This window comes from Variovorax sp. M-6, from assembly GCF_052114385.1.
Classification (GTDB): domain Bacteria; phylum Pseudomonadota; class Gammaproteobacteria; order Burkholderiales; family Burkholderiaceae_C; genus Variovorax.
Window position 1 is genome coordinate 51,033 of the sequence record NZ_JBFREQ010000011.1, and the last position, 19,988, is coordinate 71,020.

Sequence of the window (19,988 nt, forward strand, 5' to 3'; positions counted from 1 at the left end):
TCCTCCAGTAGGGCCGGTGGATAATCCCGGCCTTCGCGCCCGGCGCACAGTCGGCGTCCGTTATATCCCGCATAAACCATGCCCATGCCGCGCAACGGCGAGACCCATGAACGAGCCTGACGAGTCGCTAGACAGCCAGCAGTTGCGGGTGCTGAAGACGCTGCTGAGCGAGCGCAGCGTCACGCGCACGGCCGTCCGTCTGAATCTTTCCCAGCCCGCGGTGAGTGCCAGCCTGCGGCGGTTGAGGGCCGTCTTCGGCGACGAACTGCTGGTTCGCAGCGGCAACGCCATGGTCCCCACGGCGCGCCTGCTGGAACTGGAAGGCGCGCTGCGCGACGTCCTCGACGGCATGGACCGCCTGCTCGCCGACACGCAGCCTTTCGATCCCGCCAGCACGCAATCGACGTTCACGGTGGGCTGCCCGGACTACCTGTCCACGGTGTTCATGGCGGGAGTGGCCCGGGTCATGCGCACCCAGGCGCCTTGCGCGCGATTGCAGGTCCATCCTTTGGGCCCGGATTTCGACTTCGAGCAGGCCTTGGCGCAAGGCGACATGGACGTGGTCATCGGCAATTGGCCCCGGCCCCCGGACGGGCTGCACCTGGCGCCCTTGCTCGACGACCAGATCGTCTGCCTGATGTGCCGGGACCACGCCCTGGCACGCGCTCCCCTGAGCCAGGCCGACTACCTGGCGGCGCCGCACGTCGTGCCGATGCCGTTTTCATCGACGCACCGCGGCGTCATCGACCATCACCTGGCCAGTCTTCGGCTGGCCCGCAATGCGCGCATCACGATCCCTTTTTTCAGCATGGCGCCCCACATGCTGCCGGGGACGGATCTGGTCTTCACGATCAGCCGCCATTTCGCCAACCACTATGCCCGGTTGCTTCCGCTCGCGGTGGTGGATTGCCCCGTCGACTACCCGCCGATGCGCTTCTATCAACTGTGGCATCCGCGCACCCACCACGCAGCCGCGCAGCGCTGGCTGCGGCAGGCACTGTCCGGGGTGGCGCTGCAAATGGGCGTGGCGCCCGCCGAGCCGCAGCCGCGGCGATGACTTCCCGAAGGCGCCGCGAAGACGCGCTCAGAGTCCCAGCATCAGCTTGAGGTTCTGCACGGCGGCGCCGCTGGCGCCCTTGCCCAGGTTGTCCAGCCGGGCGATGACCACCGCATGGCGATGGTCCTCGTTCGGGAACACGCGGATCTCGAGTTCGTTGGTGTCGTTGAGCGCCAGCGCGTCGATCTTGCCGTCGGCCGTGGGCGGCAGCACCTTCACGAACCGTTCCGGCGTATTGCTCTTCGCATAGTGGGCGGCCAGCGCATCGTGCAGGTGCGCCGCGGTCGGGCGGTCGGGCAGGTCGTCCAGGTGCAGCGGCAGCTGCACCAGCATGCCCTGCTTGAAGTTGCCGACCGAGGGAATGAAGACCGGCCGGCGGGTCAGGCCGGTGTACTTCATGATCTCGGGGATGTGCTTGTGCTTGAGCCCCAGCGCGTAGGTCTCGAACAGCGGCGCCTCGCCCTTCTCGTAGGCCTCGATCATGGTCCGGCCGCCGCCCGAATAGCCGCTGACCGAGGGCAGGGCGATGGGGAGGTCCGGCGGCAGCAGCCCGGCGTCGACCAGCGGGCGCACGATGGCAATGGCGCCGGTGGCGTAGCAGCCGGGGTTGGCCACGCGCTCGGCCTTGGCCACCGCATCCGCGTGTCCGGTCACCAGTTCCGGGAAGCCGAACACCCAGCCGGGCGCCGTGCGGTGCGCGGTCGAGGCGTCGATGATCTTGGGGCGGCGGCCGTCCAGCTGGTCGATCAGCGCCACCGATTCGCGCGCCGCGTCGTCATGCAGGCACAGCACGACCAGGTCGACGCCGGCCATCAGCGCGCGCTTGGCGGCCACGTCCTTTCGCAGCTCGGGCGCGATGCTCACGAGTTCGATCTGCGGCATCGTCTGGAGCCGCTCGCGGATCTGGAGGCCGGTGGTTCCGGCCTCGCCATCGATGAAGACCTTGGGCATGTGGAGCCTCTTGTGGCTTGGGAGTAAATACGTATTGACCACAAACACGGGTCAATTGTTGGTGCGGCGCACCATGATACAGTCCCCTGCTGTCCGCCGCCCCCGCCCCCCAGGCGCCGTGGCCCGTGGGCAACAGCCATATTCTCCCGTTCTCCAAACCCCGTTCCGAGAGACACCCTCATGAAGATTCACGAGTACCAAGGCAAGGAAATTCTTGCCAAGTTCGGCGTGCCCGTACCCCGCGGCATCCCGGCGTACACAGTTCAGGAGGCGGTCGAGGCCGCCCAGAAGCTTGGCGGCCCGGTCTGGGTGGTCAAGGCCCAGATCCACGCGGGCGGCCGCGGCAAGGGCGGCGGCGTCAAGGTCGCCAAGTCGATCGAAGACGTCAAGAAGCTCGCCGGCGAGATCCTCGGCATGCAGCTCAAGACGCACCAGACCGGCCCCGAAGGCCAGAAGGTCCGCCGCCTCTACATCGAGGACGGCGCCGACATCCAGAAGGAATACTACGTCTCGGCCGTGACCGACCGCGCGACGCAAAAGGTGGCCTTCATCGCGTCGAGCGAAGGCGGCATGGACATCGAGGAAGTGGCCCACTCCACGCCCGAGAAGATCGTCACCGAGTTCATCGACCCGCTGACCGGCCTCGGCGACGCCCAGGCCAAGAAGATCGCCGACGCGATCGGCATCCCGGCCGACTCCACCGCCCAGGCCGTGGACGTCTTCAAGAAGCTCTACACCTGCTACATGGAAACGGATGCCTCGCTGGTCGAGATCAATCCGCTGAACCGTGACAGCAAGGGCGGCATCATGGCGCTCGACGCCAAGTTCAACTTCGACAGCAACGCGCTGTACCGCCACCCCGACATCGTCGCGCTGCGCGACCTCGACGAGGAAGACGCGGCCGAAGTCGAGGCCAGCAAGTTCGACCTCGCCTACATCAGCCTGGACGGCAACATCGGCTGCCTGGTGAACGGCGCCGGCCTGGCCATGGCCACCATGGACACCATCAAGCTGTTCGGCGGCGAGCCGGCCAACTTCCTCGACGTGGGCGGCGGCGCCACCCCCGAGAAGGTGACCGAGGCCTTCAAGATCATGCTGAAGAACAAGAACGTCGAGGCCATCCTCGTCAACATCTTCGGCGGCATCATGAAGTGCGACACCATCGCCACCGGCGTGATCGCGGCCTGCAAGGCCGTGAACCTGCAAGTGCCGCTGGTGGTGCGCATGAAGGGCACCAACGAAGTCGAAGGCAAGAAGCTGCTGGCCGATTCGGGCCTGCCGATCATCAGCGCCGACACCATGGCGGAAGCGGCCCAGAAGGTCGTGGCAGCAGTCAAGAAAGCCTAAGGAAACGTCATGTCGATCTACATCAACAAAGACACCAAAGTCATCACGCAAGGCATCACCGGCAAGACCGGCCAGTTCCACACCGAGAAGTGCCAGGAATACGCGAACGGCAAGAACTGCTTCGTGGCCGGCGTGAACCCGAAGAAGGCCGGCGAGTCGATCTTCAACATCCCGATCTTCGGCTCCGTCAAGGAAGCCGCCACGCAGACCGGCGCGACCGTGTCGGTGATCTACGTGCCGCCGGCCGGTGCCGCTGCCGCGATCTGGGAAGCCGTCGAGGCCGACCTCGACATGGCGATCTGCATCACCGAAGGCATTCCGGTGCGCGACATGCTCGAAGTGCGCAACAAGATGCGCGCCAAGGAAGCCGCGGGCGGCAAGAAGACGCTGCTGCTGGGCCCCAACTGCCCCGGCCTGATCACGCCCGACGAGATCAAGATCGGCATCATGCCCGGCCACATCCACCGCAAGGGCCGCATCGGCGTGGTCAGCCGCTCCGGCACGCTGACCTATGAAGCCGTGGCGCAACTCACCGAGATCGGCCTCGGCCAGTCGAGCGCGGTCGGCATCGGCGGCGACCCGATCAACGGCCTGAAGCACATCGACGTGATGAAGGCCTTCAACGACGATCCCGACACCGACGCGGTCATCATGATCGGCGAGATCGGCGGACCCGACGAGGCCGACGCCGCGCGCTGGTGCAAGGACAACATGAAGAAGCCGATCGTCGGCTTCATCGCCGGCGTCACCGCGCCTCCCGGCAAGCGCATGGGCCATGCCGGTGCGCTGATCTCGGGCGGCGCCGACACGGCCGATGCCAAGCTCGCCATCATGGAAGAGAGCGGCTTCACGGTGACGCGCAACTTCTCGGAACTCGCCAAGCGGCTCAAGGCGCTGCTCTAAGAAGCTTCGTTTTCTCGCTGAACCACACAAGAGAAAAAGCGCCCGCAACCAGGTTGCGGGCGCTTTTTCAATCAATAACAGTGGAATAAAGAGACATGGAATTCCTTCAAACCACGGACTTCTGGATCGGTCTGCTCAAGATCGTCTGGATCAACATCATCCTCTCGGGCGACAACGCGGTCGTGATCGCGATGGCCGCCCGCTCCCTGCCGCCGCACCAGCAGCGCACGGCCGTGCTGTTCGGCTCCGGTGCCGCGGTGGTGCTGCGGATCATCCTCACGGTGGTCGCGGCCAAGCTGCTGGCGCTGCCTTACCTGCAGATCATCGGCGGCCTGCTGCTGCTGTGGATCGGCACCCAGCTGCTCAGCGGCGAGGAGGAGGGCGATGGGGAAGACAAGGAGTACGGCAGCATGATGGCCGCGATACGCACCATCCTGCTGGCCGACCTGGTGATGAGCCTGGACAACGTGATCGCGGTCGCCGCGGCGGCGCAGGGCAGCATGGTGCTGCTGATCCTCGGCCTGGCGATCAGCATCCCGCTGGTGATCTTCGGCAGCACGCTCATGATCAAGCTGATGGAGCGCTTCCCGATCATCGTCATGCTCGGCGCCGCCTTGATCGGCTGGGTGGCCGGCGAGACGATCGTCAGCGATACCATCCTGCGCGATATGCTCGTGGCCAATCCGTGGCTGCACTACGCGGCGGCAGCGGCCGGCGCGGCGTTCGTGGTGGCCGTGGGAAGATGGCTGCAGAAGCGATCCCACGCCCCCGGCTGAGCGCAGCCAACCAACCTCCTGATCCATGGCGAAATCCGGCACTGAAGTTTCCAACGATCCCGGCGTGCTGGCATGGGATTTCGCCGCGCTGACCGATCCGGGCCGGGTGCGCGCCAACAACGAGGACACCATCGCCTTCGAGCCCTCGCTGGGCCTGGTGCTGCTGGCCGACGGCATGGGCGGCTACAACGGCGGCGAGGTCGCCAGCGGCATGGCGATCGCGCTGCTGCAGGCCAGCTTCGGCCGCTGGCTCGCCCATGCGGGCCCGCACGCCCATGTGAAGGCGGTCAAGCGCGCCCTGCAGGCCGGCACCGACGAGGCCAACGCGGCCATCCTCGAAGCGGGCATCGCGAACGTGCAGCTCCAGGGCATGGGGACCACGCTGGTGCTGGCCGCCTTCGGGCCGCAGCGCGCGATCATCGGCCACATCGGCGACTCGCGCTGCTACCGGCTGCGCGGCGACACGCTGGAGCGGCTGACGCGCGACCATTCGCTGCTGCAGGAGCAGCTCGACGCCGGCGTCATCACGCCGGAGCAGGCCCTGCAGTCGCCGCACCGCAACCTGGTCACGCGCGCGCTCGGCATCGAGCGCCACGTCGACCTCGAGATGCACGAGCACGGCGTGATGCCGGGCGACCTGTTCCTGCTGTGTTCCGACGGCCTGTCCGAAATGGTGCCGGACGCGCAGCTTTTCACAATTTTGTTACAAAATATCGGCTTGCCAGAGAAAGCAACACTTTTGGTTGCAACTGCGAACGACAATGGCGGCCGGGATAACATTTCGGTCGTCCTGGCCCGGGCGGGCGGTAGCAAGGCCCCTGAGGCAACCCCATAGCAGAGGTCAGGAAAACCCATTGTTGCAAGGGCCCCGCCGTGAGCAAGCCAACGAGATCCAGGAGTCGGTCATGCCCAAATTGATCGTGTCGATCGACGGTGTCGTCATCAAGGACGTGACCCTCGCGAAGGACCGGACCACGCTGGGACGGCGGCCCTACAACGACATCGTGGTCGACAATCTCGCGATCAGCGGCGAGCACGCCGTGCTGCACATGATCGGCGGCGATGTCTACCTGGAAGATCTCAACAGCACCAACGGGACCTACGTCAACGGGCGAGCCATCAAGAAGCAGGCGCTCGAGCAGAACGACGTCATCGAGGTCGGCAAGTACAAGATCCGCTTCCTGGCCGGCAATACCGGCGCGGGCGAGAGCCTGGCGCCGGCGCGCACCGTCGTCGCGGCCCCCTCGGGCCCGATTCCGCTGTCTTCCGCGCCCACGGTGCAGTCGCCGCTGGGCGGCGGCACGGCCGGCGCGGCGGTCATGCGGGTGCTGTCCGGCAGCGGTGCCGGACGCGAGCTGTCGCTGCAGAAAGTCGTCACCACCATCGGCAAGCCCGGCGTGGCGGTCGCCGCGGTCACGCGCCGGCTGCACGGCTACGTGGTGGCGCCGATCGACGGCGAGACGGCCCTCAACGGCGAGCCGCTGGGCGGCGAGGCCGTGGCGCTGCAGGACGGCGACCTGCTCGAACTCGGTGGCACGCAGATGCAGTTCGTCATCAGCTGATCCGGCCCTGAATCCACTGCGCTGCCGCCGAAGGCGGGGGTCACATTGAACGCGCTGCGACGCCACGGTGCCCGCATCGCGATCACGCTGTTGCCCGTGGTGCTCGCGCTGGCCCATGTGCTGGGCGCCTGGCAGCTTCCCTTTCTCGAACGGCTCGACCGCTTCATCTACGACGTGCGGCTGCGCGCCACCATGCCGGGCACGCTCGATCCGCGGATCGTGATCGTCGACATCGACGACCCGAGCCTGCAGCAGCTCGGGCAATGGCCCTGGGGCCGCGACCAGGTGGCGCGGCTGACCACCGAAGTCATGGAGCGCCAGCAGGCCCGCGCGCTGGGTTTCGACGTGCTCTTCGTCGAACCCGATGCGGGTTCGGGGCTCGAAGCCCTGCGCCAGCTCGCGAAAGGGCCGCTGAAGGGCCAGGCCGGCCTGGCCGGCGAGATCGAGCGGCTCTCGCCCGGGCTCGACCATGACGCCGCCTTCGCGCGCACGCTCGCTGGCCGGCGGGTGGCGCTCGGCTTCTACTTCACCCGTACCGCCGAGCCGCGCGCCAAGGGGCAATTGCCCGCCCCCGTCCTGCCGGCCGGCGCCTTCCCCGAGGGCAGCGAGCACACGACGCGCTGGAACGGCTTCGTCGGCAGCATCGAGCTGCTGGCCGAGGCGGCACCGGCCGGCGGTTTCCTGAACGTGGTGCTCGACCGGGACGTGGACGGCGTGGTGCGCTCCGTGCCGCTCATCGCGCGCTACGAGGGCGACGACGCCCAGCCCGGCTATTACGAATCCCTGGCGCTGGTCGTCCATCGCCTGGCCGCCGGGGTCGTGGGCCTGGTGCCGGTGCTGGCGCCCACCGGGTCGGCCGGCGGCCCGCCGCCGCTGGAGGCCCTCATGCTGTCGACCGGCACGGCGCAGCTGCGGGTCCCGGTGGACCGCACGGCGAGCGTGCTGGTGCCCTTTCGCGGCCCGGGCGGCCCGCGCGGCGGCTCCTTCCGTCACGTTTCGGCGGCCGAGGTCATCCGGGGCGCGCTCGCGCCCGGCGAGCTGAAAGACAAGATCGTGCTCGTCGGCTCCACCGCGCCGGGCCTGACGGACCTGCGTTCGACCCCGGTCGGGGCCGACTTCCCGGGTGTCGAAGTGCACGCCAACATCGTCTCTGGGCTCCTGGACTCGAGGATTCCGGCCGTTCCAGACTACGCCGTGGGCTACGAGCTGGTCATGCTGATCGCGGCCGGGCTCGCGCTCGCCTTCGGCCTGTCGCTGAGCACCGCGCCGCGCGCGGTGGGGGCCGCGGTGCTGATTTCCGCCGCGCTGATCGGTGTCAACACCTGGCTCTACCTCGGCGCCGGCCTGGTGCTGCCGCTGGCCGCCTCGCTGGTGATGGTCGCGCTGTCCTTCGTGCTCAACATGAGCTGGGGCTACTTCGTCGAGGCCCGGTCCAGCCGCGGCCTGGCCGCGCTGTTCGGCACCTATGTGCCGCCGGAACTCGTGGACGAGATGCGGGCCGATCCGCGGCGCTACACCATGCGGGCCGAGAACAGGGAACTCACCGTGATGTTCTGCGACATGCGCGGCTTCACGCGGCTGGCCGAGCAGATGGCGCCGGCCGACCTGCAGGCCTTCCTGAACACCTTCTTCAGCCGCCTGAGCGAGGTCATCAGCGCCCACCGCGGGACCGTCGACAAATACATGGGCGACTGCGTCATGGCGTTCTGGGGCGCGCCGGTCGAGGCCGCCGACCACGCCGAACTGGCGGTCCAGGCCGCCATCGAGATGGCGGCCGCGGTGCACGAGCTGAACGGCCGCCATCGCCTGAGCGGCCTGCCGCAGATCAACGTCGGCATCGGCATCAACACCGGCGTGATGAGCGTCGGCGACATGGGCTCGGCCGTCCGCCGCAGCTACACCGTGGTGGGCGACGCGGTGAACCTCGCGTCGCGGCTCGAGGGCCTGGGCGTGCACTACGGCGTCGAGATCGTCGCCAGCGAGGCCACCCGGCGCGCCGCGCCCGGATTCGCCTGGCAGGAGCTGGACAGCGTGCGGGTGCAGGGCAAGGCCCGGACGGTCCGGATCTTCACCCCCGTCGGCCGGCAGGCCAGCGTCGGCCCGCAGGCCCGCCTGGAACTCCAGCAGTGGGAAAACGCACTTTCAGCGTACCGCCTACAAGATTGGTTACAAGCTCAGGCTATCCTATCGCCCCTGCTCGCCGCAGATGCCAAAAAAGTCCTTTACCAGCTGTACGCACAGCGATTAGCCTCGATGTCGTTGCAGCCCAAAGACCCGCAATGGGACGGCGCAACCCGGTTCGATTCGAAGTAGCGGCCCTACGGGCTGAAAGTCAAAGGTCTCGCGAAAATGCAGGTGCGTGTATTGGGGTGCTCCGGTGCCATCGCCAAGGACTGCCGCACGACCTCTTTCCTGGTCGACAGCGATCTGCTGGTCGACGCCGGCACCGGTGTCGGCGACCTCACTCTCGACGAGATGTCCGCCATCGACGACGTGGTGCTGACCCACTCGCACCTCGATCATGTCGCCGCGCTGCCGCTGATGCTCGACGCCATCGCCAGCCGCCGCACCCGGCCGCTGCGCGTGCATGCGCTGCGCGCCACCATCGAGGCGCTGCGCGCCCACATCTTCAACAACGTCATCTGGCCCGATTTCGCCAGCATCCCGAGCCGGGAGTCGCCTTTCGTGAGCTTCCATGAAGTCGTGATCGGCCAGCAGCTGCAGCTCGGCACCCAGGCGCCCAAGCAAATCGAAGTGCTGCCGGCGGTTCACACCGTGCCGGCCTGCGGCTACGCCGTGCGCTGCGCGCAGGGCAAGGGCCATTGGGTCTTCAGTGGCGACACCGAGCGCAATGCACCCTTCTGGGCGCGCGTGAACCAGCTGGAGGTCGCGATGCTGGTGATCGAGACCGCCTTCAGCAACCGCGAACAGGCGCTGGCGCAGCGCAGCCGGCACCTGTCGCCCGCCACCCTGGCGGACGAACTGGCCCAGATTGCACCCGGGCGAAGCTATCCGATCTACATCACGCACACGAAGCCGGCGGAGACGGAAGAAATCATGAGCCAGATCGACAACATCGCCGACGGGTCGCTGATCAGCAGCGGTGGGAAGCAGGCGTGGGACATCCGGTGGCTGCAGGCGGCGGAGGTGCTGCAGGTCTGATTTGCTATCTATATGTTGCACTTCCTGTCTCATAAAGAATAATGCAACATATGGATAGCAAAGCCGCCGCGTCAATCTCCTCGCTGTCCGAGGTCGGGGCGGTCATTCGCAGTGCGCGCCGCCACAAGAAGCTCTCCCAGGCCGCATTGGGCGAGCGCGCCGGCCTGTCGCGCATGCCGGTCTACCGGCTCGAGGCCGGCAAGGACGTCTCCCTCGCCTCGCTGCTCGCCATGCTCGCGCCGCTCGGCCTGGCGCTGAGCCTGGACCCGCGCGAGCCGGGCCCGCTGCGCGCGGCCGACCTGGCGAAGGCATTCGCGCACCTGCAAGAGCCCGACGACACGTGACGGCGCTGCCCGAAAAACTGCGGGACCTGCAGCTCGCTGTTCATGGCCAGCCGCAGGCCCTGCTCGCCAAGCGGTCGATCTATTCGCTGGTCTACGAAGGCGAGGCGCGCCACCAGGTCGGCCTGGGCCTTCCGATCGCCGACCGCGTGTTCCAGGACGGCGACCTCTTCGCCGCCCTCGACATGAACCTTCCCGAGGGTTATCTGTTCGAGCGCATCCTGGCGCGCTTCGGCAAGTTCCAGGTCACGAAGATGCACCTGCTGGCCCTGATGGGCGCCGGCGCCATCGGCCGCGTGGCCTACCAGATGCCCGGCGAAGCGCCGCTGGGCGCGGGGGCCGGCGGCCTGGTCTCGCGCGACGACCTGCTCGCGGGCGGACGCAGCGAGGCCTTGTTCGAGGAACTGGTCGACGCCTTCATGGGCCCGGGCACCGGCCTGGCCGGCGTCCAGCCCAAGATCATGGTGCCGGTGGCCGACAAGGCCGTGGTGCCCGGCCCCAACGCCATCGTCAAGGCCGAGGGGCCGCGCTACCCCGGCCTGAGCGCCAACGAGTGGCTGTGCCTCGAAGCCGCGCGCCACGCCGGGCTGCCCGTGCCGCGCGCCGACCTCTCGGCCGACGGCAAGCTGCTGGTGCTCGACCGCTTCGACATCCGTCCCGACGGCAGCCGCCTCGGCTTCGAGGACATCGCGGCGGTCATGCAGCTGCGCGTGCGGGAGCGCCTGTCCAGCCGCAAGTACATCGGGAGCTACGAAGACGTGGCGGCGGCGCTGCGCCTGGTGTGCAGCGAACCCGCGCCGGCCCTGCACCAGTTCTTCAAGCTGCTGGTGCTGACGGTGCTGGTGCGCAATGGCGACGCCCATCTGAAGAATTTTGCGGTGCTGTACGACGACGATCGGGTCTGGCCCAGCCCGGTGTACGACCAGGTGAGCACCGTGCTCTATGCCTACGAGCGGCCGGGCGGCATCGAGACCGTCGACCACACGCTGGCGCTCAAGTGGCGGCGCGGCGGCCGCAGCGGMGACAAATCCCCGGCCCGCAGCTACCCGAACCGGGCCGAACTCGAGGCCTTCGGCCGCGATGTCTGCGGCGTCCATCATCCGGGCGCGGTGATCGAGCACAGCTGCGAGGCGATGAGCGCCGCGCTGGCCGCTCCGCATCCGGCGGTGCCGCTGGAGTTGCTGCAGCGGATGACGCAGGTGTGGGATGGGGCGCGGGCTTGGATGCGGGTGGAGCGGGCGGGGAGTGCGGCCGGCCGGGAGCCGCGGGGATGACGCGGGTTGGCAGGGAGATGACAAAAATGTCACCCCGCGTCTGTAAGGGGCAACAGTTCTCGTCACATGTTGTAACTAGAACGTGAACAACTGCACGGGAAAAGCGGGCTGGCACGGGCAAAACCGGGGTGGCATGGATGCTGCGGTGACATGAGCGCACCGGGGGCCTCCTCGGGCTCCCAAAACCAACCTGGAGTGAATGAATGAACCGTCGGAACATCGCACGTAACGTGCAAAAGGGTTTCACCCTGATCGAATTGATGATCGTTGTGGCGATCATCGGTATCTTGGCTGCTGTGGCGCTGCCGGCTTATCGTGACTACACGGTTCGTGCGAAGGTCAGCGAGTTGATTCTGGCCGGCTCTTCGGCCAAGACCAATATCGCGGAATTTGTGAATACCAACGGCATGATGCCTGATACGGCGTCGATCACGATCGACGCTCAAATAACCAAGTATGTCGCCTCGGTCAGTTACGTAGGCACGGATGCGTCGAAGGGTTATGTTGAGGTGACAGCGTCGGCCGCCGAACCTGCGATCAGCGGCAAGAAGCTTAGCCTCAGTGGGGTGGCGTCCGGCGGCCAGGTTCTTTGGACGTGCGCTGCCTCAGGGACTGGCGGAATCGATCCGAAGTTTCTCCCCTCCAGCTGCAAGTAATTTCGTGCTAAAACGATCCTTTGACATCTGAAGAGGAAAAGGCTCCTGTAGGAGCCTTTTTTCTTGGCATGCGCGACTTCTGGTCGGTGGCATAGCCTGACCTAGTGCTCCGGGAGAAGGTATTGCGAATGGATATTTTCCTGGTCAACCGCAGCGACCGACCTGCAGGCGCTGCGATGCAAGTGGATCGAACTTGGGGGGCGTGGGCGCGAGCCTTCATGCGGCCAATCGAGTTGCCCTTCAATCCGTGGTGGTTGTTGTGGACGTTGACGATCGCTGGCGCCTGGCTCTTGCCGACTCATTTCATACCCTGGGCCGCCTTTCATGCCGATCTGGCGATGGTACTGGCGTTGCTGCCGGGCGCCTTCTGGATCGTGTCGCGCAGTCCGAAGCCACTTTCACTGAACGTGAGTGTGATCGTCGCGCTGCTGTCCGCATGTGTGCCGCTTCTGCAATTTGCCTCAGGACTGATCTATTTCGCGGGCGACGCGTGGATCGTCAGCGCCTATCTTTTCGGATTTGCACTCGCTCTGCTGGTTGGTGCGCGTTTTCAACAATTGGCTCCGGGTCAGCTGGCTGACTCACTGCTCTTTTCGATTGGCGTGGCGGCACTGCTCTCTACCGCGCTCATTCTCTATCAGTTGTTGAGCCTATCGGGATTGGGGTTGCTGGCGCTTAATTTGCCAACTGGCTATCGCCCTTTTGCCAACCTTGGGCAACCCAACCATGTGGCTACGCTGCTAGTGTGGGGCTTGGTGGCAATTTGGTGGGCCTACCTTTCCAGAAGAATGCGCGGCTGGATCGCAGTGCTAGCCGCTGCCTTTCTGATGGTCGGCATTGTCGCGACGCAATCGCGCACCGCCTGGCTCGAGATCACTTTGCTCGGTATTGGCGCCGTGCTCTACCGTCGGCCTCTGGGGACTCGGCGCTATGCCCCGACCCTTGTGGCGCTGGCTGCGTTCTTTGCCCTGATGGTGGTGACTTGGCAGTCCATAAACCATGCGCTGCATTTCGATGCTGCGCGGACTGTCTCAGACGAAATGTCGCCCGGACTACGTCCCGCCGCGTGGGAACTGTTTCTGAACGCCTTGACTCTCCGCCCGTGGACAGGATGGGGTTGGAATCAATTGTCCGTCGCCCAGTCCGCGGTCGCGCTCGAGCATCCAAGTCTCCGCTACACCTTTCAGAGCGCCCACAACCTGGTGCTCGATCTGCTGGTTCAGAACGGAGTATTGTTGGGCGGATTGATGACGGCGGCGCTAGCCTTGTGGCTAACTGTCAAGGCGTTGCGCGTAAATACCGCCGAAGGCTGCCTCTTGCTGTTTGCAATTGGCGTATTGCTGACGCACTCACTGCTCGAATTCCCGCAAACCTACGCCTATTTTCTTCTTCCCGCGGGACTGATGATGGGCGCACTCGATGAGGAGTGCACCAAGCGTCGAGCCTTGGCTCTGGGTCGCTGGCCTGCTGTCGCAATGCTGAGTGTGGGGGCTGCCCTTACTTCATGGATTGCGATCGAATACAACCTGGCAGAGCGCAGTCTGGAGCGCGTGCGCTTCGAGCGCAACAGGGTAGGCCCATCACGCAACAGCAAGCCCCCGGAATTGGTGATGCTGACCCAATTGCGTGAATTCCTATGGTTCTTGCGCCTGAAAGCCGGCGAAAAGGTTAGTCCGAGCCAGCTTGAAGCAATGCGCGCAATTGTTGAACGCTATCCGTCTGATGGAAACCAATTGGTCTATGCCATGTCGGCGGCGCAAAACGGCCACGCCGACACTGCTCGCGATGCTTTGACGCGCATGTGTCTGATGGTTCCCCGAGCGCGTTGCGAGGCAGCACTCAACACTTGGCGGGAGATAGCTGTGTCCTCGCCGGTGCTGTCGGCGATCGAAATGCCAAAGGTGTCGCGCCCGCGCTATATAGCCATACCAACTGCCATAGCCGCTCCCGAGAAACAGCGATGAGGTCAATGTAAAGAGTTTGACAGTTGATTGGTTTTTTTAGATCAAATATTTGCTTCACCTCTTTGACGTTACTTCATCGACCTACCGATCTCGATATCGCGGAAATATTACGCAAATGCGCGATGTATTGAACTGGCCTCGCCACCGCAAACAGCTTGCCGTTGTTGTGCTCGATGGTGTCTTGGCATGTTTGTCTACTTGGCTGGCATTCACGCTTCGGTTGGATGCCTTGCATCGACCGGTCGGGGCGGAGTGGTTGGCATATATTATTGCCCCGGTTCTGGCTATTCCTATTTTTGTGAAATTTGGTCTTTACCGTGCGATATTTCGCTATACGGGCGTTGCTGCGATTCTGGCTACCGGTCGGGCTGTGGTTTTGTATGGATTGGCGTTACTTCCATTTGTATGGCTGCTGTATCACTGGGAAGGTATTCCTCGTAGCTTGATAATTCTTCAGCCACTCATTTTTTTGCTCCTCGTAAGCTCCAGTCGAACGCTGGCGTGGCATTGGCTGGCGGGAAGAACAAACAAATTGAGCAATAGGCTGCTTATATACGGCGCGGGGAGCGCCGGCGCCCAGACCGCCGCGGCCTTGGTCAATACGCGGCAATATTTGCTATTAGGATTCTTGGATGACGATCCCGGAAAATTCGGGGGAAGCATCAATGGCGTGCCTGTCTTTTCCGCGGCGCAGGCGCCGGATGTCGTCGGGCGGCTGCAAGTCAACGACATCCTGTTGGCTTTGCCGAGCGCAAGTCGCGAGCGCCGCAATCAGATCATCGGCCAGTTGCAGTCCCTGCCGGTTCGAATTCGCTCACTCCCGGGCCTCGCGGATCTTGCGAGTGGTCGTGTGACGGTCGACGACTTTCGCGACCTCGACGTGGAAGACCTGCTCGGGCGCGAAGCCGTGGCGCCACGGCCGGAACTGTTGGTTGGGACCCTGGCGCAAAAGGTGGTTTTGGTGACCGGCGCCGGCGGCAGCATTGGCAGTGAGCTCTGCCGCCAGATCGCGAGCGTGGGGCCGAGTCAGTTGATTCTGGTCGACCACAGCGAATTCGCGCTCTACCGTATTCACCAGGAACTGGCATCGCAGATCAAGCGCGACGCGGCGGATGTTCTTCTGTTGCCGCTACTGGCCGATGTATGCAATTTCGAACGTATCTCCGCTATCTGCCGCAAGCACCAGCCAAAGGTTGTTTATCACGCGGCGGCCTACAAGCATGTGCCTTTGGTCGAGGCCAATCCCGGTGCCGGCGTCGTTAACAACGTGCTCGGTACCTTGAACACGGCGCGCGCCGCCATCGAGGCGGCTGCCGAGCGCTTTGTGCTGATTTCCACGGACAAGGCCGTCCGCCCTACCAATGTCATGGGCGCCAGCAAGCGGGTGGCTGAGCTTGTCCTGCAATGTCTCGCCGCCGGTGACGGCGATCCGTTCGACGAAGGCGCCAGCCGTAAGATCCAGGGATCGCGTGCGACCTGCTTCTCGATGGTGCGCTTCGGCAACGTGCTGGGCTCCAGCGGCAGCGTCGTGCCGTTGTTTCGCTCCCAAATCGCTGAAGGCGGGCCGCTCACCATCACGCATCCTGAGGTCACGCGCTACTTCATGACGATTCCGGAGGCGGCGCAACTCGTCTTGCAAGCGGGGGCGATGGCCGAGGGTGGCGACCTCTTCGTGCTCGACATGGGCATGCCGGTGCGAATCCTGGACCTGGCAAAGCGGATGATCGCGCTGTCGGGGCACACGATCCGAGATGCGACGCGTCCTACTGGAGACATCGCGATCACCTTCACTGGTCTTCGACCCGGCGAGAAGCTCTTCGAAGAGCTTCTCATCGGAGAGAATCCGCTGCCTACGGAACATTCCCGGATCATTCGCGCGAAAGAAGATTTCATGACATGGCCTGTGCTCAAGGATCTCCTTCAGCGGCTTCTCAGCGCCGCCCGCAGCGATGATGTCGAAACGATGACAGCGCTGCTGTGCACGATGGTGCCTGGCTACACGCCCGATGCGGCGCGGTCGTCATGACGGACGAGGAAATCAGAATTGCGATTGTCGGTCTCGGCTACGTCGGCCTGCCGCTGGCGGTGGCCTTCGGGCATCAGATGCCGGTCGTCGGGTTCGACACGAATCAGCGCCGGATCGAAGAGCTCGAAGCCGGGCGCGACCGAACCCTCGAAGTCCCCTCCGAGGACCTGCACGGCGCGACGCAATTGAGTTTCAGCGCGAATGCGGCCGATTTGCGCGACTGCAACGTCTTCATCGTGACCGTACCGACGCCGGTCGACAGCGCGAACCGGCCGGACCTATCGCACTTGCTGAATGCCAGTGAAACGGTGGGTCGGGCAATGCCACTCGGCGCCATCGTGATCTACGAGTCGACGGTTTATCCGGGCGCGACGGAGGAAGTCTGCGTGCCCGCACTCGAACGCGCCAGCGGTCGACGATTCAACGAAGGCTTCTTCTGCGGCTACAGTCCGGAGCGGGTCAACCCGGGCGACAAGGTCAATACGCTGGCGAAGATCCGCAAGATCACCAGCGGCAGCACGCCGGAGGTGGCGCAGACCGTCGACCGTCTGTACAACCGCGTCGTGACGGCCGGCACCTACAAGGCGCAAAGCATCAAGGTCGCCGAGGCGGCAAAGGTCATCGAGAACACGCAGCGCGATCTCAACATCGCGCTCATGAACGAGCTGTCCGTCCTGTTCGACAGGCTGGATATCGACACGATCGAAGTCCTCGAAGCTGCCGGCAGCAAGTGGAACTTTCTGCCGTTTCGCCCCGGCCTGGTCGGAGGCCACTGTATCGGGGTCGACCCGTACTACCTGACGCACAAGGCGGAGCAGGTCGGCTACATCCCGCAGATCATCCTGGCCGGCCGTCGAATCAACGACAACATGGCTCGCTACGCGGCGCGAAACACGATCAAGCTGATGCTGCAGGCCGGGATGGACGTGCCGCGCTGCAGGGTCGGCGTGCTCGGCATCACGTTCAAGGAAAACTGCCCGGACATCCGCAACAGCAAGGTGGTCGACCTGGTGCGCGAACTGGAGGCCTGGGGGGCGCAAGTCGTCGTGGCTGATCCGTGGGCCAGTCACGCCGAGGTGCAAGACGAATACGGGTTGCAGATCGGCACCGTCGATGAAACCAATCCGGTAGACGCGCTGGTCGTTGCGGTAGGACATACCGAATACCGGGCGCTCACGCCCTCGGCATTGCGACGCTATTGCCGACATGCGGCGCCCGTGCTGACCGACGTCAAGTCGCTGTACGACCGCCACGAGGCAGCAAGCGCCGGCTTCACCGTGTTCAGGCTTTGAAGCTATGAAGAACTTCGCACTCGTCGGCGCCGCCGGCTTTGTCGCACCGCGGCACATGCGTGCCATCAGGGATACGAGCAACACGCTCGCCGTGGCCTACGACATCAACGACTCGGTCGGCATCATCGACAGCTTCGCACCACAGTCGGCCTTCTTCACCGATTTCGAGTCGTTCTATGAACACGGCCAGCGCCTGCGTCGGTCGCCCTCGACCGCGCTGGACTATTTCTCAGTGTGCTCGCCCAACCATCTGCACCATGCGCACATCGCCGCGGGGCTGCGTCTGGGGTGCGATGTGATCTGTGAGAAGCCGCTCGTGCCGACGCCGGACCTGCTCGATGAACTCGTACGGGTGGAATCCGAAACCGGCCGCTGCGTCTACAGCATCCTCCAGTTGCGCCACCATGAAGCGATCCTGCAGTTGCGTGAAAAGGTGAGACAGGCGCGGCTGGATCGCAAGTTCGACGTGACGCTGACCTACATCACCTCGCGTGGCAAGTGGTATGCGGCGAGTTGGAAAGGCGACCCGCGCAAATCCTTCGGTGTGGCGACCAACATCGGTGTGCACTTTTTCGACATGCTGCACTTCATCTTCGGCGCGACCCAGCGCAACGTTGTGCACCTCAACGAGGTCGACAGGGCCGCCGGTTTCCTGGAACTCGAGCACGCACGCGTGCGCTGGTTTCTTTCGATCGATGCCGGCGACCTGCCGGAGAGCGTGCGCGGCCAGAAGACGACCTACCGATCCATCGATGTGAGCGGCGAAGCGCTCGAATTTTCTGAGGGCTTCACCGATCTTCACACGGTGAGCTACCGCGAGATTCTGGCGGGACATGGATTCGGACTGGAAGAATCCCGTCGCGCCATCGAGACAGTGCAACTGATCCGGACTGCGCAGCCGGTTGCTGTTCCTGCCGATGCCCATCCCTTTGTGCGACGGATGGCAACGTGACCGCGACCGTTCATCCCACGGCGATCGTCGACGCGGGTGCCCGAATCGGCGCCGGCACGCACATCTGGCATTGGGTGCATGTTTGCGCCGGTGCGACGATTGGGCAGAACTGTTCGCTGGGTCAGAACGTCTTTGTGGGCAACGACGTGCGCATCGGCAGCAACGTCAAGATCCAGAACAACGTCAGCGTCTATGACGCCGTCACGCTCGAAGATGATGTGTTCTGCGGCCCCAGCATGGTCTTCACCAACGTGTACAACCCGCGTTCGGCCGTCAGCCGCAAGAATGAATACCGACGCACGCTTGTGCGTCAGGGCGCCACGTTGGGCGCCAACAGCACGATCGTCTGCGGAACGACCGTGGGCCGCTACGCGTTCATCGGCGCGGGTGCTGTGGTCAATCGTGATGTGCCCGATTTCGCGTTGATGCTTGGCGTGCCTGCCCGGCAAGTCGGTTGGATGAGCAAGCATGGTGAGCGACTGGTGTTTGCGGAAGGGCGCGCGACATGTGCAGCCACCGGCGAAACCTACTTCTTGCAAGGTGACGTCTGCACGCCCGAAAGCGAGGTGGTGGCGTGAACGAAAGAATGGAGTTCGTCGACCTCAAGGCGCAATACAGGGCGCTCAAGTCGCAGATTGACGAGCGCATTCACCGGGTGCTCGACCATGGTCAGTACATCATGGGCCCCGAGGTCCGGGAGCTGGAAGAAAAACTGGCGGCCTACACGGGTGCCAAGCACTGCATCACCGTGGCCAGCGGGACCGAGGCGTTGTTGATCGCATTGATGGCGATCGGCCTCAGGCCTGGAGACGAGGTCATCACTACACCATTCACCTTCGCGGCTACGGCGGAGGTGATCGTGTTGCTGGGCGGCGTGCCGGTGTTTGTGGACATCGAACCGGACACCTGCAATATTGATGTGAGCCTGATCGAGGCAAGGGTGACGTCGCGCACGCGAGCCATCATGCCGGTGAGCTTGTACGGTCAATGTGCGGACATGGACGAAATCAATGCCATCGCCGAGCGGCAAGGACTGGCAGTGATCGAGGACGCGGCACAGAGCTTTGGCGCGAGCTACAAGGGGCGGAAGAGCTGCAACCTGAGCACGGTTGGCTGCACGAGCTTTTTTCCGAGCAAACCATTGGGCTGCTATGGGGATGGTGGGGCGATGTTCACCAATGACGATGCGCTGGCGCAGGCGTGCCGGGAGATCCGAGTGCACGGGCAAAGCGCGCGGTACACGCATATGCGCGTCGGTGTGGGGGGGCGCATGGATACGTTGCAGTGCGCTGTGGTGCTGGCGAAGCTGGAGCGGTTTGAATGGGAGCTTGAAAGGCGCTCGGTACTTGCATCCCGCTACTCCGCGTTGCTTGATGACCAACGCATTGGCTTACCAGCAGTGCGCAGTGATCGTTCATCAGCATGGGCACAGTACACCGTACGCATCCACAGCGGAGCCACGACTAGCCGAAGCACTGTGCAGGCCCGCCTGGCCTCTGAAGGCATTCCCACCGCCATTCACTATCCGATTGCGCTGCATCAACAGCCGGCATTTGCCGACGTATCTATTGTTCAAGCATGTTCAGCCAGTGAGCTTGCCGGCCAGCAGGTCATTAGTTTGCCGATGGGGGCTGATTTGACCGCTTCCGAACAGGACCGAGTCGTCGCTGCACTGACCTCTGCCCTACGAGCAGAGATCAAGTGAAGGCCGCGATGAACTGTGTC

At 64.4% G+C, this 19,988-nt stretch carries 18 protein-coding genes; 17 read left to right on the forward strand and 1 reads right to left on the reverse strand.

Translation table 11 applies throughout. The features are described 5' to 3' along the window. Positions 1-106 precede the first annotated feature (106 nt). Positions 107-1,057, forward strand: a complete 951-nt coding sequence (locus tag AB4Z46_RS14725) for a LysR family transcriptional regulator (protein ID WP_442284245.1) — start codon at positions 107-109, stop codon at positions 1,055-1,057. Between the two features lie 27 nt (positions 1,058-1,084). On the opposite strand, the gene argC is transcribed toward AB4Z46_RS14725, so the two are convergent. After that, positions 1,085-2,008 (reverse strand): N-acetyl-gamma-glutamyl-phosphate reductase, encoded by a 924-nt coding sequence (argC, locus tag AB4Z46_RS14730; RefSeq protein ID WP_442284246.1) that lies wholly within the window; start codon positions 2,006-2,008, stop codon positions 1,085-1,087. A 180-nt stretch (positions 2,009-2,188) separates the two neighbouring features. Here argC and sucC point away from each other — a divergent pair, with 180 nt between their 5' ends. The 16 genes from sucC to AB4Z46_RS14810 all read left to right on the forward strand — a co-directional run bounded on the left by sucC (position 2,189) and on the right by AB4Z46_RS14810 (position 19,968). Beyond that, positions 2,189-3,355 carry an ADP-forming succinate--CoA ligase subunit beta gene (gene sucC / locus AB4Z46_RS14735; RefSeq protein ID WP_442284247.1) on the forward strand — a complete coding sequence of 389 codons (1,167 nt, stop codon included), beginning with the start codon at positions 2,189-2,191 and terminating at the stop codon, positions 3,353-3,355. A gap of 9 nt (positions 3,356-3,364) precedes the next feature. Next, on the forward strand, positions 3,365-4,258 hold the full coding sequence (gene sucD, locus AB4Z46_RS14740) for a succinate--CoA ligase subunit alpha (RefSeq protein WP_442284248.1): 894 nt from the start codon (positions 3,365-3,367) through the stop codon (positions 4,256-4,258). 95 nt (positions 4,259-4,353) lie between these two features. Further along, positions 4,354-5,034, forward strand: a complete 681-nt coding sequence (locus AB4Z46_RS14745; protein WP_442284249.1) for a TerC family protein — start codon at positions 4,354-4,356, stop codon at positions 5,032-5,034. Between the two features lie 25 nt (positions 5,035-5,059). Continuing rightward, positions 5,060-5,869 (forward strand): Stp1/IreP family PP2C-type Ser/Thr phosphatase, encoded by an 810-nt coding sequence (locus AB4Z46_RS14750; RefSeq protein WP_442284250.1) that lies wholly within the window; start codon positions 5,060-5,062, stop codon positions 5,867-5,869. A 70-nt stretch (positions 5,870-5,939) separates the two neighbouring features. Continuing rightward, positions 5,940-6,596 (forward strand): FHA domain-containing protein, encoded by a 657-nt coding sequence (locus AB4Z46_RS14755; RefSeq protein ID WP_442284251.1) that lies wholly within the window; start codon positions 5,940-5,942, stop codon positions 6,594-6,596. Between the two features lie 45 nt (positions 6,597-6,641). Beyond that, entirely contained in the window at positions 6,642-8,909 is a 2,268-nt protein-coding gene (locus AB4Z46_RS14760; protein ID WP_442284252.1) for a CHASE2 domain-containing protein, read from the forward strand. Positions 8,910-8,945: 36 nt separating this feature from the next. After that, positions 8,946-9,758: a 3',5'-cyclic-nucleotide phosphodiesterase gene (locus AB4Z46_RS14765; protein ID WP_442284253.1), complete on the forward strand. Its 813-nt coding sequence runs from the start codon at positions 8,946-8,948 to the stop codon at positions 9,756-9,758. Between the two features lie 50 nt (positions 9,759-9,808). Next, positions 9,809-10,102, forward strand: coding sequence for a helix-turn-helix domain-containing protein (locus AB4Z46_RS14770; protein ID WP_442284254.1), 294 nt, complete (start codon positions 9,809-9,811; stop codon positions 10,100-10,102). After that, positions 10,099-11,373 (forward strand): type II toxin-antitoxin system HipA family toxin, encoded by a 1,275-nt coding sequence (locus AB4Z46_RS14775; protein ID WP_442284255.1) that lies wholly within the window; start codon positions 10,099-10,101, stop codon positions 11,371-11,373. Before AB4Z46_RS14770 ends, AB4Z46_RS14775 begins: the two co-directional genes overlap by 4 nt. A gap of 203 nt (positions 11,374-11,576) precedes the next feature. Next, the gene (locus tag AB4Z46_RS14780) at positions 11,577-12,029 is read left to right on the forward strand and encodes a pilin (protein ID WP_442284256.1); all 453 of its coding nucleotides are present in this window, start codon (positions 11,577-11,579) and stop codon (positions 12,027-12,029) included. A 128-nt stretch (positions 12,030-12,157) separates the two neighbouring features. Further along, positions 12,158-13,993, forward strand: coding sequence for a Wzy polymerase domain-containing protein (locus tag AB4Z46_RS14785; RefSeq protein ID WP_442284257.1), 1,836 nt, complete (start codon positions 12,158-12,160; stop codon positions 13,991-13,993). A gap of 115 nt (positions 13,994-14,108) precedes the next feature. Next, the gene (locus AB4Z46_RS14790; protein ID WP_442284258.1) at positions 14,109-16,019 is read left to right on the forward strand and encodes a polysaccharide biosynthesis protein; all 1,911 of its coding nucleotides are present in this window, start codon (positions 14,109-14,111) and stop codon (positions 16,017-16,019) included. Further along, positions 16,016-17,311, forward strand: coding sequence for a nucleotide sugar dehydrogenase (locus AB4Z46_RS14795; RefSeq protein WP_442284373.1), 1,296 nt, complete (start codon positions 16,016-16,018; stop codon positions 17,309-17,311). The genes AB4Z46_RS14790 and AB4Z46_RS14795 overlap by 4 nt, the downstream gene beginning before the upstream one ends. A gap of 4 nt (positions 17,312-17,315) precedes the next feature. Continuing rightward, on the forward strand, positions 17,316-18,263 hold the full coding sequence (locus AB4Z46_RS14800) for a Gfo/Idh/MocA family protein (protein WP_442284259.1): 948 nt from the start codon (positions 17,316-17,318) through the stop codon (positions 18,261-18,263). Further along, entirely contained in the window at positions 18,260-18,841 is a 582-nt protein-coding gene (locus AB4Z46_RS14805; protein ID WP_442284260.1) for an acyltransferase, read from the forward strand. Before AB4Z46_RS14800 ends, AB4Z46_RS14805 begins: the two co-directional genes overlap by 4 nt. A gap of 8 nt (positions 18,842-18,849) precedes the next feature. Continuing rightward, positions 18,850-19,968 (forward strand): DegT/DnrJ/EryC1/StrS family aminotransferase, encoded by a 1,119-nt coding sequence (locus AB4Z46_RS14810; RefSeq protein ID WP_442284261.1) that lies wholly within the window; start codon positions 18,850-18,852, stop codon positions 19,966-19,968. Positions 19,969-19,988: the final 20 nt, after the last annotated feature.